This is a genomic window from Breznakia sp. PFB1-19 (assembly GCF_029893935.1).
Lineage (GTDB): Bacteria > Bacillota_I > Bacilli_A > Erysipelotrichales > Erysipelotrichaceae > Breznakia > Breznakia blatticola.
The window spans coordinates 1-15,415 of sequence record NZ_JARXXJ010000033.1; the positions used below are offsets into that span (position 1 = coordinate 1).

Sequence of the window (15,415 nt, forward strand, 5' to 3'; positions counted from 1 at the left end):
ATTCGTTACATCATTTGGTGTAGTTACACCATATTCTTCTCTTATCATTTTAATGATATCTTTCTTACTCATATTAAAAATCCTCCTTTGGTAGTCATTTTCATTCTACCAAGGGAGGATACTTTACACAAAAATTTTTACACCGTCGATTTTTTACATGTAATGTCAGACATTACACAAAATTATTTACAAGTTAAGTTTTTTAGATCATCCAATTCTTTTTTTATCTTTTTTGCAAAATCAAATGTTTTTTTGAATGCAAAACTGCTTATTCTAACGGAATTATTCAATATAATTATTTTGCGTAATTGATTCTCAAACTCGAATGTTACTGCAATTTCATTAATAATTTTACTCGATTTTTCTTTCATCTGTTTCTCTAATTCCAAAAGATTACTCTTTGGTTTCGTTTCGATTGAAAACGAATGACAGTGATTAATGTCATACAATTCAGGTTTCTCACTTGATTTAACAACATTAATATTATTGGGAACACAAAACCTTTGTTTATCTTCATCAATTAAGATATAATTTCCAATCTTTTTTGTTACATTAAACTCTTCGAATGGATCGTAAGATTGATTTTTATTAGAAATGTAAATACTGTAAAGTTCAGTTTTACTTCTATTTCGAATGGTTGTCTTAAATTGATTTGTTAAAATCGCATAACACTTTTTACATGCATAACCATCTTTGAATCGAAACTTTCTAAACTTCAATTGTTCTCCACAAAATTCACATGTTACTTTCATAACGTACCTTTCATTCCTTATCAAATTGCTTCATTATATTGTACATATGTAAGAATGCATCAAATTGCTTGTCATATAATTTTGCAATTTTACTATTTGGAAAAAACTTCTTTGATAGAATTCTCTCTTCTTTGTCAACAACATTATGATCATGTTCCCACGCAATTAAGCAAGCACCATAACATGGACTGGTTGCACCACAATATACTTCTATTTCACAATTTAAGACATGTGAAAGAACTTGCATCCAAACATCACTTTTAGAACCACCACCATTAACTTTTATTCGTTTAGGCATATTGCCTTGTAAAACTTCATGAATTAGCAATCGTGTAGCGTATGATATTCCCTCAAATATAGCTAGTAACATATCAGAACGTTTTGTATTAAGATCTAAACCAATAAAACTTCCCCTTAAATTAGGATCTGCATAAACAGTTTTATCCCCATTCATATACGGAAAAAATCTTACTGTGTTTTTTCCAATTCTATCATCTGAGATTATATCTTGATCAATGGAAAGGTCATTAGATTGAATAATACGTTTTACCCACCATAAATGTGTTGCTCCTGCGGCTTGCAAGGATCCTTGTACAATATTGCTAAATTGTTTACCATCTTTTGAAAATAATACATTTTTTCCTTTTCCACAAAACTCTTTATCATCTCTAGGCACAATAATTACTCCTGAAGTACCAAAAGACAGTAATGGCTCTTTATTTTTAATTATATCGCATGCAATTGCACTTGCTGGATTATCCCCAGTACCAACTCTTACTTTTGCATAACGATTTATTTTATATTCACTAATCCATTCCTGAGTTAATGTTCCAACTTCATATCCGCTTGGATATACTTCACATAGCTTGTCTTCACTTATTTCTAATTTGTTTAACATATATGAAGAGTAACACTTGTTGCTTATATCATATAGTGAACTTGTCGATGCATCACAGAAATCAGTACAAAATCGACCTGTAAGTTGATATGTTAAATAATCTTTGACACTACATACTTTCGATATTTGTTTATAGTTATTTGGTTCATTTTCTTTAACCCATAAAAGTGAAGTTGCCATACATCCAGTTGAAATGCTTTTAGATATAAACTGTGTTTGCACATTATCTGATAATTCTTCCTTCAACAATTGAACCTTATTTTTCATACGTGTATCATTCCACAAAATAGCTGGTCGAATTGAATTACCAACTTCATCAAGGAATACTGTAGTATGCATTTGACCAGTGATGCAAATTGACTCAATTTCAATAAGGTTAATTGTATTTGGGATTTCTAGAATCATTTTCTTTAGAGCTTCGAGATACTTCTTTGGATGAATTTCTTTGTATCCTTCTGTTGGATGATTGTATTCATAACTACAACTATTTTCGTAAAGTATTTCTTTTTTATTATTAATAATCATACACTTCATTGATGAAGTGCCTGCATCTATACCTAAATAATACATACTTAACTATTAAACTTCATAATTACCTTAAATGTGTCTGGTTTTAGTGCCTCTTGAAATGCTAAATCCACATCAGTAAAAGGTAACACTTTATGAATTAAAAATTCAGGATCTATGATTTTTTTGTCTAACATTAATACCGCTTGATTAAATGTAAGAACAGTTGGACTTACTGATCCAAGTATTTCAATTTCTTTTGAATGAACTCGCCCTGCATCAAGTGCTATTGGTGTATTTGGATGAATTGAACTAAACAACATACATCGTCCTCCTGGACACGTCATCTCGATAGCTTGTTGTGCAACTTTGGCAATCGAAGTTGTATCAAAAACTACTTCTGCACCTCGTCCGCCAGTTAGTTTTTTCACTTCATCAACTACATCATATTTTGTAGGGTCAAAAGCAGCAGTACATCCATAAGAAATGGCTAGTTTTCGTCTTGACTCATCAGGCTCACTTAAAAACACACGGGCTCCCTTTCGTTGTGCAACAAGTAGATGCAGCAATCCCATATAACCACCACCGATGATAACTACATCATCACCAAATTGAACATTACATTTATTCACACTGCTGATAACACACGCTAGTGGCTCAGTCATTGCCATTATTTCAAAAGGTACTTCATTTTCATAAATATAAACATCTCTTGCTTTAACTGCCACATATTCAGCAAATCCACCAAAACCTGAAATCCCACCTTCATTTTGAAATGTCTTGCTACTTGGAACATCTTCACATAGGTTTTCTTCATTTCTTTTACAAAAGTAACACTCTCCACAAGCAGGTATAATGTAAGCAACTGCTCTTTTTCCTATGGCAAATCTTTTTTTATTGACTTTAGATCCAACACTATGAATTACACCACTATACTCATGTCCTCCAATTCGAGGGAGTGAATAAATACTACCTCCCTTATAATCTCGAAGATCATTTGTACATATTCCACTTGCTTTTACTTCTATCAATACCTCATCATCTTGTAATGTAGGTAACTCAACATCTTTTACTTTATAGTTATATGCTTTATCTAATACTAACGCTTTCATCTTTTCCTCCTAAAAACAATACAGATGTAAATAATTACATCTGTATTTTAATTATTTACTTTATGCAAGAATTCCCGTAACACCACCAACGATTGCAATCAATATGATAATTCCAATAATTTTTAGTGAAGAAACTCGTTTCTTTAATAACCAATAAACAAATAATGTAAACCCAAACGGTAAAATTTTTGGCATTAATGTGTCGAAAAACTGTGTTTGTAAATTAAACGTTGATGTTGAACTTACAATTTCTATACCTGTTTGCATCGAAACATAGTTCGCAATCAATCCACCCATTACAAGACAACCCATTACTTCTGCACCTTTAAGTATCTTTTTCAGTGTTCCTTTTTCAAGGAAATCCATTATTGCTTCACTTCCTGAGCGGTATCCGAACATGAAGTTTGCATAACTTAGTGCATATGCTCCCACAATAATGGCAACTGCATAAATGATTGCACCTGCAACAGTTCCCCCTAATGTAATATCAATACAAATAGACAATAAGATAGGAATTACTACTCCTTGCCAAATAGTATCACCTACTCCTGCAAGTGGACCCATAAGTGAAGTCTTTATGCTTGTAATAAATTCTCCAGGAATATCTCCTCCCAAAGCTTTTTGTTCTTCCATGGCGATTGCCATCCCAATGATACAAGAACCAAATTCAATATGAACATTAAAGAATTCAATTTCACGTTTCATAACTTCTTTACGTTTTTCTGGTTCATTTTTATAAAACTTCTTAATAAGTGGTGCAAACACATGAGCGACAGATTGTCCCATCATTCTTTCATAGTTATAACAGCATTGTGGAAAGGTTTCCCAAATTAGAAATGACTTTAATAAATCCTTTTTTGATAACAACTTGTTTTTTTCATCAGCCATATTATTCACTCACCCTTTCTCTATCACTTAATTGTACGTATACAACTGCTACTAACCCAGCAATTACACCTAGTGGTAATAATCCTAATCCAGAGTATACGGCTAGTACAAACCCTAAGAATAAGAAGACTCTTGCCTCACCTTTAAAGATGTATTGCAAAGTAATTCCAATACCTAAAGCAGGCATCAATCCACCAATTATTTTAAAGACAGTCAAAATTGTTCCGCTCATTAACTCGATGAATCCACTAATGTATGACGCACCAAAATATGCTGCTAATGTACATGGAATAATTGTAATTACTGCTGCAAACAATTGTGGAAACAATACATTTGCACGCCAAATTTTATGATATTCCTCATTTTCTATATATCGATCTGCGATATGTACGAAGATTGAATCAAATGTCATTCGTAAATACCAAACAATTGTTCCTAAAATTCCAATTGGCACAGATAACGCTAGAGCTGTCTCAGCATCTAGATTTCCAGTAATTGCAAAAGCAACACCTAAAATACCTGCGAGCGCCATATCAGCTGGCATACTTCCTCCAGCTGACATAAACCCTAAATACACTAAGTTAATAGTTCCACCAACCATGGCTCCAGTCAATGGATCACCTAAGATAATCCCAGTGACAAAACCACATACGAGTGGTCTTTGTAGTGACCATAACCCAACAAATGGTAAATTACCAATTGCAAAATAGTATACGACACCACATAAAATAGCTTGTATAATTGACATAATATATCCTCTCTGTTTTTTAAATATAACTTGTTACTTCAATAACTTTTTGCTCAGGAACAAGTTGATAATAAACATGTACTCCTTTATTTGTTAAATTGCGAATAGACTCAATTTCTGAATCATCACATGCAACGTTTTTTATAAAAGGTTTTCGTTCATTTCGAATTCCCATTCCCCCAAGATTTACTTCTTTTAACTCAACTCCTTGGTCATGAAGTTTATCAAAAACAATTGGTGTTTTAGTAAGAATCATTACACGTTCTTTGCTATTCCCTTCTGCTTTAAGTGCATCTACTCCATCTGAAACAGAATAAATTTCGATTTTCACACCCGATGGAGCTAAAGCCTTTAACACACGTGTATTAAACATATCCTTTGCTACAATATCATCAATTACGATAATACAATTAACACTTAAGCTTGGTGTCCATACCGATACAACTTCTCCATGTATGAGTCGATCATCAACTCTAGCTAATACTATATTTCTCATCTAGTTTGCCTCCTTTAAACATTCCTTTACATCAATGATTGTATTATTTGCATTTGCAAGTAAAGACTTGCACAATTCTGCTGGCGTTATATCTTCATTCATTCTTGCCATTAACGCTTCTAGAATAAGTGGAAGATTCATACCTGTTATGTGATATATATCGTATTTACCCATAAGTGAAACTACTGCATTAAATGGACTTCCATGAAACAAGTCAGTAAAAAATACGATATTATCCATTTCTGATTTTAAAAACTCTGTCTCGATTTTATTTTTTAGGTCATTGATGTCATCTTCTGGATACAATCCAAAGGACACTAGATTCTCTTGTTGCCCAGCAATCATTTGTGAACTCTCTACCAGTCCCTTTGCAAAAGAACCATGTGATACCAAAATAAACTTCATTCATTTCTCCTTTCGTAAGTTATAAACTTGTTAAGCGCTTACATATTGTTTTTAACTTGCTTATAACCTACCACATTATTTTCTTCTCTTATTTTTATTTTATTTCGTATAGTTAGCGCAATTCACTAAACCAATCACGTAATGATTTTTGTAGTACATTAATGAAATTGTCATAACTTAACTCGCTTATTACTCCATCTAAAAATGTGCGATCAGAAATCATTCGTGATACATAATTCCATATTTTGAAGGCTTGCGCATTATTCTTTTCAACGCACACAAGTAATACCATTCTGACTAAATTTTTATCTTCATCCCACTCTATTGGCTTATCTAATAAAGCAACACTAATAAATGAATCATTAGACACCGCATGCATCGGATGTGGTATCGCAACATAATTTCCAAAAAAAGTGCTACCTAATTCCTCACGAATCATGACCTCTTCATATAAGTTTTCAATATCAAACTCATGTTCAGCGCGTTTACTCATAACTTCTAGGATTTCGTGTCTAGATGTGAATTTGTCTTTTATAAACAGTTCCTCTTTAAACATCTCCGTTACATCGTCAATGCTTTTGAACCCCTCTATATAAACTTTCAATCGATAATAATCTCTTTTATTCGGAAATGAACTGATATATAAAGCCACTCCTTTTTCATATAATTCATTCTTCTCAGTCGTGAGTATAATATTATATAAATCAAGATGAACCTCAGAAAATTCATGCATTGTTAGAAAATCAATTTTCCCTACATCGTTTGGAAACCATTGACGAAGTACTTGTTCAAGTAGAAAAGATTCACTTCTTTTTACCGAGGAAATTACAAGTACACTATTCACCTCTTTTGTCTTTTCTACATTCAATAAACCACTATTAAAGTAAATTGCAAAAAAAGCTATTTCATCATCATTAATACGTTTGTTGTATTTTTTCTGTAAAAGATATCCGAAATATGTCCCAATTTCAAAAGCAAGTGGTGACATTTGCTTTATATGAAACAATAAGTCATTTTTCAACTGTAGATCGTATTTGATTCTTGTAATTAATGGAACACAATGTAATGCTAAAGATATCCTTAAATCTACATTATCAATTAAATCAATATTGAATTCTTCTTTTATCGTCACCAAAGCATCAAATATAAAATCATTTAATTCCTTGGTGATATAACTTTGATTATCATGATCTCCTTTACTATTAAGCGTAACAGCAAAGTAATTGACTTCCACATCTCTAACATCCAATTGAAATTTTGATTGGAGAATATCGAAAAACTGTCTAGCAATCATCTTTTCTTTCTCAAAATCATCTCCAATAATTGAATTGATCTCATCTTCTAAATAAAAACCATGCGCAATTCTTTTTACTGAGATATTTGTTAGGATTATAAGATTCTGCAATTCCACATCGGATATTTTATATTGTTGATCAACAAGAACGTCGACAAGTACCTTTTTTATCGTATTAATACGCTGCTCATCACCTAGAATTAAACGATCTTGTTCAAATGTACCAGTAAAATACAAGTCCTTATCCAACAAGCACATTCGTTTGTCTTTTTCAAAACCTTTTACCCATATTTCATAATGAGATTTTTTTATTAATTTCAAGCTATATCTTGACAATACGGTCGACACTTCTTGTAAATCCTTTAATATCGTTGACTTTGAAACAAATACAGAATCTGCCAATGCCTGTAAACTTAGTGGTTGTCGTTGACGTAAAAGCTTTAATAGCAACTTATTAATTCGACCTTGTTGATAGGCTAATGAGTTCCCATCAATTGTTGTCTCAGCATGATCAATGAAGTCATCAAATGCATCACGATCATGTACAACTAATTTTGTTCCCTTTGATGTTGCTGAATCTAGTGTAGCAAAATCTAATTTAGCTAGTTCTTTCTTCAGTTGCTTCATGTCGTTTTGTATTGTTCGATGACTAACATTCATTGTATTAACAAAATCATTCGCTGAAAAATATTCATTAGGATGTTGCTTGAATATCTTTAAAATATCTAGTTGTCGTTTTGTTAGTATTTCTTGTGTCATACGGAATCAACCCCTCTTTTTTATTGATTAATAATCGTAACAAGCTCCTTTGCTTTATTTCGAACGTTTTTTGTTGCTTTAGTGCTTAATCCAAATAAATTTGCTTCGTTATGATTTAACTCATAAGCTTTACCGAACGTTTGAATGTATGCTTTGCGTAAATCAGAACCATAATTCACTTTTATTAGATTAAATTGCTTCATTTTGCGAATTACATCAAAATCAATCCCTGACCCACCATGCAACACTAATGGCACCGGAGAAACTTTTGCAATTTCTTCTAACAAATGCAAATCTATTTTGGGTGTTGCTTCAAGTCCATGAACATTCCCTACTGAAACAGCAAGCAAATCACAACCTGAGCGCTCTACAAAATCTTTCACTAATTCTGGATCAGTTTTACAATCTGCTTCATTAACATCATCATCCTCTTTTCCAGAAATTGCTCCTAATTCTGCTTCAACAGGAATTCCATATAAATGACAATAATCAGTACACCTGCGAACTTCCTTAATATTCTCCTCATATTCTAAATGTGAAGCATCAATCATAATAGATGTAAAACCTGCATCAACACATGCTTTTACATCTTCATAACTTTTTCCATGATCTAAATGTAACCCAATTGGTACATTAGAATTTGTTAATGCATATCTTGTTATGTCAGCAATAACTTGTGGACTTGATAGTTGTAAGTTATTTGATGATATTTGAACTAAACCTGGTAAATTTGCATCATTTAACCCTTGAACGATTGCTATAGTCGTCTCTAAATTCGTAGTATTAAAAGCAGGTAATAAGAGTCTCCTCTCCTGTGCATAGTTTATTACGGAAAAACCATTTACAATTTTCATTTTTCTTACCAAATATAACGATTTATCGTTTCCTTCCTTAATCACTTAATTACGTGCACGATTAAGATTGACTTCATTATATATAAAAATCTCAAGTCTTTTATTTATGGTTTTGCGTAAACTTAACGAAAGAATATCGATATAAATATTATAACATTTGCGTAAAAGCGTACTAGAACAACTTTGCGAACACTGAGTTTGCGATTATATACTTAGCAAATATCACTTAATTATCGTTTTCAATTAATTAAAACAAGCATATAATAAATACGAGGTGGATAAAATGAAAATAGCATGGATAGGAACCGGTGTTATGGGTAAAGCAATGATTACTAACTTATTACAAGCCGGTTATGAAGTACATACCTACAATCGTACGTATGAAAGAATGGATGATATCGATACGCCATTCAAGTTTAAAACAATTAAGGAATGTGTCGAGAATTGTGATGTCGTTATTACAATGGTTGGATATCCTAGTGATGTAGAAGAAGTATATTTTAAAGATGGTATTTTAGATTATGCAAAAGAAGGAGCCATTTTAATTGATATGACAACTTCTTCACCAGATCTAGCTAAAAAGATTGCAAATGCAACAACTAAACACGGTGTACTTGACGCTCCAGTTTCTGGTAGTGATGTGTATGCAAAATCAGGAAAACTAACAATCATGGTTGGTGGAAATCAAGAAGACTATGATAAAGCATATCCAATTTTTGATGTACTTGGTGCAACTATTAACTTAATTGGCTCACATGGTGCAGGTCAACACTGTAAAATGTGCAATCAAATCGCAATTGCTGGAGCTATTAGTGGAGTTGCTGAAACAATTACCTACATGAAAAAGCAAGGTCTTGATCCTGAAAAGGTATTTGCGGCAATAACAAAAGGAAGCGCGCAAAGTTGGCAACTTGACAACAATGGACCAAAAGCATTGAAACAAGATTTTGCCCCTGGTTTTTATATTAAGCATTTCATTAAAGATATGAATATTGCACGTGATGAAGCCCGTTTAGCAAATATTGATTTAGAAGTGCTAAACACTGTATGTAACATGTACGAAACACTTGCAACAGATGGTCTAGAAAATGATGGAACCCAAGCACTAGTGAAATATTACGAATCAAAATAAGCCAAGATGTATCGTCTTGGTTTTTTCATGCAAATAAGAAAAGAAATAAAGAAGCTTACTATATAATACAATTGACAAGATAAACACACATATTTGATTGAAAGCATGAAATAGAAGTGCTATGATGATTTCAATACTTTATAAGAGAGGGTAATTATGAATATTATTGTTGCTGGTTGCGGGAGTGTTGGGTACTCCATCGCTAAGGTTTTGCGTGAAGAGGGTCACGATATCACCTTAATTGACCAACGAAAAGAAGCTTTAGAAACTGCTTGTACGGATTTAGATGTTCTTGGTGTTGTCGGACACGCTGGAAGTTATAACATCCAACAAGAAGCTGGAATTGAAAACTGTGATATGTTTGTCGCAGTAACAAATGTTGATGAATTGAATTTGCTATGTTGTGTTATGGCAAAAAAGGGGCGAAACATCAACACGATTGCTAGAGTTAGAAATCCAATCTATAAAAAAGAAGAAGAACATATTAAAGATGCGATTGGTTTATCGATGATTATCAATCCCGAATATACAGCAAGTAAGGAAATCTTAAGAATCTTGCGTTTTCCTAGTGCCACAAAAATTGATACATTCTCACGTGGTAAAGCAGAAATTGTACAATATCCAATTCCAAAGAACTCACCACTTGTTGGTTTGAGTATGAAGGATCTAGGAAAAAAACGTCTAGGTGATTACTTAATTTGTGCTATTGAGCGTAAAGATGATGTCATTATTCCAGATGGAAATGTCACGATTCATTCTGGTGATATTATCTATGTTCTTGCTACTCCAAAATATACAAGTAAATTCTTTTATGGAATTGGAGCAGGAATCAAACCAGCCAAAAATGTAATGCTTGTTGGTGGAAGTATGATTTGTCATTACCTTGCAAAACAATTATTAGAAAAAGGTGTGGGTGTAAGTATCATTGAATCAAAATATGATCGTTGCATGGAACTATCTACCCTACTACCAAAAGCAAATGTCATTTGTGGAGATGCAACTGAGCAAAACTTACTTGAAGAAGAAGGTTTGTTAGAACATGAAGCAATGGTTACCTTAACGGGAATTGATGAAGAAAATATCATGCTAAGTATGTATGCACAAAATATACCAACCATTAAAAAGGTAGTAACAAAAGTAAAACGTTCAACTTTTGATAGTATCATTTGCGAACTGCCTATTGGTAGTATCATCAATCCAAAACTATTAACTTCATATAGCATTATTCGCTATGTACGTTCCCTACAAAATCCACTTGGTAGTGCTGTAGAAACCTTCTCACGTATTATTGATGGAAAAGTAGAAGTCTTGGAATTTCATGTCAGTGAAAACTGTGCAGTCACAAACATTCCACTTATCGACTTAAAAACAAAAGATCATTTACTTATTTCTTGTATCAATCGTAAAGGAAAAATTATCATTCCTAAAGGTAATGATGTACTATTACCAAATGATCATGTCATTGTTATTACACAAATTCTTGGCTTAAAAGATTTGAATGATATCTTGGTTCGTTAATATGAGAAATTCAAAATTACGTTTTATCTTAGGATGGGTTTTAAAAATTGAAGCATGTTGTATGCTATTTCCTGTCCTTACAGGTCTTTATTATCAAGAAGATGCAACTTATGTTTATTTAGGTGTTGCGATTGCAACCTTTATTGTTGGAAGCATTTGTACTTTACATAAACCAAAAGCACGTAGTTTTCGTGCCAAAGAAGGATTTCTTGTTGTTGCACTAAGTTGGATTGCACTTTCAATTGTTGGAATGCTGCCATTTATCTTAACTGGTGAAATTCCAAAAGTACATGATGCATTATTTGAAATTGTATCTGGTTTTACAACCACAGGTGCAAGTATCGTGCCAAATCCTGATGTATTAAGTAAAGCAACGATTTTATGGCGTAGCTTTTCACACTGGATAGGTGGAATGGGAGTTCTTGTGTTTGTACTAACGATCTTACCAATAGAAAGTAACCAACAAGGAAACACCATTCATATGATGCGAGCTGAATCACCAGGACCAAGTGTTGGTAAACTGGTACCTCGCATTAAGGATACTGCACGTATTCTATATGGAATTTACTTTATTATGACAATCGTGCTCATTGTGACTTTAATCATTGCAGGTATGCCGATATATGATGCGATTACCATGGGATTAGGAACTGCTGGTACTGGTGGATTCTCAATCAGTAGTGCTGGTGCAGGAATTTATGCACCACATATTCAAGTAATATTAACTGTAGGAATGATTGCCTTTGGAATTAACTTCAATATTTATTACTTGATTTTACTACGTCGCTTTAGATCCGCATTTAAATCCGAAGAATTACGTGCCTATCTTGGTGTAATTATTATAGCGATTGTACTTATTTCATTTAATATTTATGGACAAGTTGGAAACCTATGGGATACCGTACTACAAAGTAGTTTCCAAGTCGGTAGTATTATTACAACTACTGGTTATACAACCGTAGATTATAATACCTGGCCAATGTTCTCTAAACTTATCTTACTTGGATTGATGTTGACAGGAGCGATGGCGGGTTCTACTGGTGGTGGATTTAAAATTCAAAGACTTGTTATCATTTGTAAGAATGCACTCAACCAACTGCGCAACTTTATTTCTCCTCGTCGCGTACAAGTTGTCCAAATGGATGGAAAAGTTGTGGAAAGCGATGTTGTAGCAAGTACGAAAAGTTATTTAGTTCTCTATATTGCAATTATTGGTATATCAACACTCATCGTGTCTTTAGATAACTTTGACTTAATGTCTACTTTTAGTGCAGTGAATGCAACATTCAATAACATCGGTCCAGGAATGAATATGGCTGGACCTGTAGAAAGTTTTGCCAATTTCTCAATCCTTTCTAAGTTAACAATGACCTTTGACATGTTAGCAGGACGTTTGGAAATTATACCTATGTTATTATTATTCTCGCCATCTGCTTGGCGCAAATAGAAAGAAAACGATTCTCACATCAAATTGTGAAAATCGTTTTTTTATTTCTTCATAAATTGCATATATTTTAAGATCGCGACAATCGTCTTTCCATCTTTAATTACATTATTACTTATCATTTCAAGTGCTTGATTCAGTGGTATTACTTCAACATGGACAAACTCTCCAGGATCGAGTTGTTGCTTATGGTATACACAGTTTCTAGCAAGGACCATATGAATGACTTCATCAGCATATGCAACTGTAGGATATAAATACCCCATATATGTCACATCACTAGATACGTATCCTGTTTCTTCTAACAACTCACGCATCCCTGTTTGCTCGTGTGTTTCATTTTCATTATGTTTTCCACCAGCTAGTTCATATAACTCTTCTTTTGATGGATAGCGAAATTGTCTTACCATAATGATGTTTTCATCTGGATCTAATGCGAGTACACAAACACCACCTGTATTATGTGCAACCTCTCTTGTACTTATCTTTCCATCTTCAAGTTCCACTTTGGAAACACTAACATCCAAAATCTTTCCTGTATAAATCGTTTTTGTCTCTAAGGTTTTCTCATACATCTTGTTCATCCTCCATGATAATATCAATGACTTTCATGAATTGTACCAAATGGGTATGTAGTAATAACATCCCTTCTTCACTCATTGCAAAATGCGTTGGACTTTGAATGGCTCGACGGTATAAAACAAGACGTTCAATTACATCATCAAACAAATCATCAAAACTACGATGAAATATTTCTTTGAATTTAGCTTTATCAATGCCTGTTTTCGTTCGTAAGTTCATCATTAAATACTCAACTAAGACATCTTTATCAGACAAGTGTTCTTCAAAAAGTGTATCCCCATCATTAATATATGCATCCATAGTTCCAGTAATTGCATAACGTAAATGTCCATCTTTTCCACTGGCACCTAAACCGACTCCATAAAAATCTTCATATGCCCAGTACACTTGATTGTGTTTTGACTCATATCCAGATCGTGCATAATTAGCGATTTCGTAATGTTCAAACCCGTGTGCTTTTAAGTATTCGCGACCAAGAATATACATATCTGCTTCAAGATCACTATCAATCAGTTTTACACCTCGTTTTCCAAATACACTGTTATCTTCAATGGTTAATGAGTAAATTGAAATGTGCTTTACATTAAGGTTGCTTGTTGCTTTCTCTAGCGAATCAAGCCATATTTCTTTACTTTGGTTTTCAAACCCATAAATAAGATCAATGGATATATTAGGAATATAGGAAGCAATTGTGTCAATTGTAGAATCGATATCTGCTGCTTTATGCTTGCGATTCATATACATTAATAAATCATCATTGTATGACTGTACACCTAAAGAAACTCTATTCACACCATGAGCTTGCATTAATTCTAGTTTCGCTTTTGAAATGGATTCTAAATTTGATTCCATTGTATATTCAGCAACCGTGTGTGTATATGGCTCTACGATATGTAATAATCTTTCTAATTGTGCTTCATGTAAGCATGTAGGGGTACCTCCACCAATATAAATCGTATGAAGCATTTTATTTTGAACCCGTGCAGTCATTTCTTTTTCAAGCTGTGATAAAAATGCATCTACCACCTCTTGGTTGTAGACACTTCGTTTAAAATCACAGTAATAACAAATATTCTCACAAAAAGGAATATGTATATATAATGCGTTTATCATACAAATAGTATAACACGATTCCTTAACACTTGTAGGTAATAACTATTGTAAGGCTTTTGTATATCTAACAATATAATAGAGTGCAAGCAAGGCAACTAGTAGTTCGGTAATTGGCATTGCAAACCACAAAGCATCTACATTAACTACAACTGGCAACAACAAAATCAGTGCACCACTAATTAGGCAACCACGTAATACAGAAACTAAAAATGCTGCTTTTGGTTCTAATAAAGCTTGGAAATAATATGTAGAAAAAATATTTAATGGCAACAAAACAAATGACAAACTATACCTGCGAATAATCGCTGGTGCTGCTGCTAGTACACTATTTGTTGGTTTCATGAAAATATAGATATACGCATTTGGCCACACCATACTAATAACGCTCCAAAATAAAGCAAAAATACTTACGGTATATAATGCATATTTCAAAGTTTCTTTGATGCGTCCATATTTCTTTGCTCCATAGTTAATAGAAATGATAGGTTGTGCTGCTTGTCCAACACTATATGCACAACACTGTACAATTGTACTTACGTTAATGACTGGTCCATAAATTGCAAGAGCATCACTATCTAAGTACTTCATAATTTGACGAGTGAACTACCCCCACTTAATCTGACGATTTGAAGTGTGAGCTTCGTGGAAACAGAGTGTACTTGATATCGTATCAGCGGTTGCTCCTATATTCCCCACAGGTCTGTTCCTAGACCTTATTGTGTTTTATTCAATTATATAGCTAGTCCATGTTGATGGATATTGATTGCTGCATTGATATCACGGTCATGATAACTATGACAACTACTGCATTCCCATTCTGATATTATCCCCCTTAGGTAGACAGTGCAAATAAATAAAGCACTTTTAACCTAAGGGGGTTTTATTATGGGAAGAAAAAATAAGTATTCATTTC

The 15,415-nt window shown here is 33.2% G+C and carries 14 protein-coding genes and 1 pseudogene; 3 read left to right on the top strand and 12 right to left on the bottom strand.

What is annotated here, in order from left to right:
- Positions 1–182: 182 nt before the first annotated feature.
- The 9 genes from M2098_RS10730 to M2098_RS10770 all read right to left on the bottom strand — a co-directional run bounded on the left by M2098_RS10730 (position 183) and on the right by M2098_RS10770 (position 8,713).
- Positions 183–752 (bottom strand): hypothetical protein, encoded by a 570-nt coding sequence (locus M2098_RS10730; RefSeq protein WP_280684356.1) that lies wholly within the window; start codon positions 750–752, stop codon positions 183–185.
- Positions 753–762: 10 nt separating this feature from the next.
- A complete protein-coding gene (locus M2098_RS10735) occupies positions 763–2,220 on the bottom strand; it encodes an FGGY family carbohydrate kinase (RefSeq protein WP_280684357.1) in 1,458 nt (485 codons plus the stop codon).
- A gap of 2 nt (positions 2,221–2,222) precedes the next feature.
- Positions 2,223–3,269 (bottom strand): alcohol dehydrogenase catalytic domain-containing protein, encoded by a 1,047-nt coding sequence (locus tag M2098_RS10740; RefSeq protein WP_280684358.1) that lies wholly within the window; start codon positions 3,267–3,269, stop codon positions 2,223–2,225.
- Positions 3,270–3,329: 60 nt separating this feature from the next.
- On the bottom strand, positions 3,330–4,157 hold the full coding sequence (locus M2098_RS10745) for a PTS system mannose/fructose/sorbose family transporter subunit IID (protein ID WP_134168033.1): 828 nt from the start codon (positions 4,155–4,157) through the stop codon (positions 3,330–3,332).
- A 1-nt stretch (position 4,158) separates the two neighbouring features.
- Positions 4,159–4,905 carry a PTS sugar transporter subunit IIC gene (locus M2098_RS10750; protein WP_134168032.1) on the bottom strand — a complete coding sequence of 249 codons (747 nt, stop codon included), beginning with the start codon at positions 4,903–4,905 and terminating at the stop codon, positions 4,159–4,161.
- A gap of 19 nt (positions 4,906–4,924) precedes the next feature.
- A complete protein-coding gene (locus M2098_RS10755; protein WP_134168029.1) occupies positions 4,925–5,401 on the bottom strand; it encodes a PTS sugar transporter subunit IIB in 477 nt (158 codons plus the stop codon).
- Positions 5,402–5,806, bottom strand: a complete 405-nt coding sequence (locus tag M2098_RS10760) for a PTS sugar transporter subunit IIA (protein ID WP_134168027.1) — start codon at positions 5,804–5,806, stop codon at positions 5,402–5,404.
- 112 nt (positions 5,807–5,918) lie between these two features.
- Entirely contained in the window at positions 5,919–7,859 is a 1,941-nt protein-coding gene (locus M2098_RS10765) for a PRD domain-containing protein (protein ID WP_280684360.1), read from the bottom strand.
- Between the two features lie 20 nt (positions 7,860–7,879).
- The gene (locus M2098_RS10770; protein ID WP_134168021.1) at positions 7,880–8,713 is read right to left on the bottom strand and encodes a class II aldolase; all 834 of its coding nucleotides are present in this window, start codon (positions 8,711–8,713) and stop codon (positions 7,880–7,882) included.
- A 265-nt stretch (positions 8,714–8,978) separates the two neighbouring features.
- Between M2098_RS10770 and M2098_RS10775 the strand changes: the two are divergent.
- From M2098_RS10775 to M2098_RS10785, 3 genes and pseudogenes are all read left to right on the top strand, one after another.
- Positions 8,979–9,845: pseudogene (locus M2098_RS10775) on the top strand (NAD(P)-dependent oxidoreductase); the annotation flags it as partial.
- 156 nt (positions 9,846–10,001) lie between these two features.
- The gene (trkA, locus tag M2098_RS10780) at positions 10,002–11,363 is read left to right on the top strand and encodes a Trk system potassium transporter TrkA (protein WP_280684362.1); all 1,362 of its coding nucleotides are present in this window, start codon (positions 10,002–10,004) and stop codon (positions 11,361–11,363) included.
- 1 nt (position 11,364) lies between these two features.
- Positions 11,365–12,810 carry a TrkH family potassium uptake protein gene (locus M2098_RS10785; protein ID WP_280684364.1) on the top strand — a complete coding sequence of 482 codons (1,446 nt, stop codon included), beginning with the start codon at positions 11,365–11,367 and terminating at the stop codon, positions 12,808–12,810.
- 41 nt (positions 12,811–12,851) lie between these two features.
- Here the strand turns inward: M2098_RS10785 and M2098_RS10790 are convergent, their stop codons facing one another.
- Genes M2098_RS10790 through M2098_RS10800 form a run of 3 tightly spaced genes read right to left on the bottom strand, consistent with a single transcriptional unit; the run spans position 12,852 to position 15,090 of the window.
- Positions 12,852–13,382 (bottom strand): NUDIX hydrolase, encoded by a 531-nt coding sequence (locus tag M2098_RS10790; protein WP_280684366.1) that lies wholly within the window; start codon positions 13,380–13,382, stop codon positions 12,852–12,854.
- A complete protein-coding gene (hemW, locus tag M2098_RS10795; RefSeq protein ID WP_280684368.1) occupies positions 13,375–14,502 on the bottom strand; it encodes a radical SAM family heme chaperone HemW in 1,128 nt (375 codons plus the stop codon). Before hemW ends, M2098_RS10790 begins: the two co-directional genes overlap by 8 nt.
- Positions 14,503–14,544: 42 nt before the next feature.
- Positions 14,545–15,090, bottom strand: a complete 546-nt coding sequence (locus M2098_RS10800) for an MATE family efflux transporter (protein ID WP_280684371.1) — start codon at positions 15,088–15,090, stop codon at positions 14,545–14,547.
- Between the last annotated feature and the right edge of the window lie 325 nt (positions 15,091–15,415).

Excerpts from the sequence above, each read along its gene's own strand:
- M2098_RS10735 (WP_280684357.1), bottom strand. The coding sequence starts at position 2,220 with ATGTATTATTTAGGTATAGATGCAGGCACTTCATCAATGAAGTGTATG.
- hemW (WP_280684368.1), bottom strand. The coding sequence starts at position 14,502 with ATGATAAACGCATTATATATACATATTCCTTTTTGTGAGAATATTTGT.
- M2098_RS10785 (WP_280684364.1), top strand. The coding sequence starts at position 11,365 with ATGAGAAATTCAAAATTACGTTTTATCTTAGGATGGGTTTTAAAAATT.
- M2098_RS10745 (WP_134168033.1), bottom strand. The coding sequence starts at position 4,157 with ATGGCTGATGAAAAAAACAAGTTGTTATCAAAAAAGGATTTATTAAAG.
- M2098_RS10790 (WP_280684366.1), bottom strand. The coding sequence starts at position 13,382 with ATGTATGAGAAAACCTTAGAGACAAAAACGATTTATACAGGAAAGATT.
- M2098_RS10750 (WP_134168032.1), bottom strand. The coding sequence starts at position 4,905 with ATGTCAATTATACAAGCTATTTTATGTGGTGTCGTATACTATTTTGCA.
- M2098_RS10800 (WP_280684371.1), bottom strand. The coding sequence starts at position 15,090 with ATGAAGTACTTAGATAGTGATGCTCTTGCAATTTATGGACCAGTCATT.
- M2098_RS10760 (WP_134168027.1), bottom strand. The coding sequence starts at position 5,806 with ATGAAGTTTATTTTGGTATCACATGGTTCTTTTGCAAAGGGACTGGTA.
- M2098_RS10740 (WP_280684358.1), bottom strand. The coding sequence starts at position 3,269 with ATGAAAGCGTTAGTATTAGATAAAGCATATAACTATAAAGTAAAAGAT.
- M2098_RS10765 (WP_280684360.1), bottom strand. The coding sequence starts at position 7,859 with ATGACACAAGAAATACTAACAAAACGACAACTAGATATTTTAAAGATA.
- trkA (WP_280684362.1), top strand. The coding sequence starts at position 10,002 with ATGAATATTATTGTTGCTGGTTGCGGGAGTGTTGGGTACTCCATCGCT.
- M2098_RS10770 (WP_134168021.1), bottom strand. The coding sequence starts at position 8,713 with ATGAAAATTGTAAATGGTTTTTCCGTAATAAACTATGCACAGGAGAGG.
- M2098_RS10755 (WP_134168029.1), bottom strand. The coding sequence starts at position 5,401 with ATGAGAAATATAGTATTAGCTAGAGTTGATGATCGACTCATACATGGA.
- M2098_RS10730 (WP_280684356.1), bottom strand. The coding sequence starts at position 752 with ATGAAAGTAACATGTGAATTTTGTGGAGAACAATTGAAGTTTAGAAAG.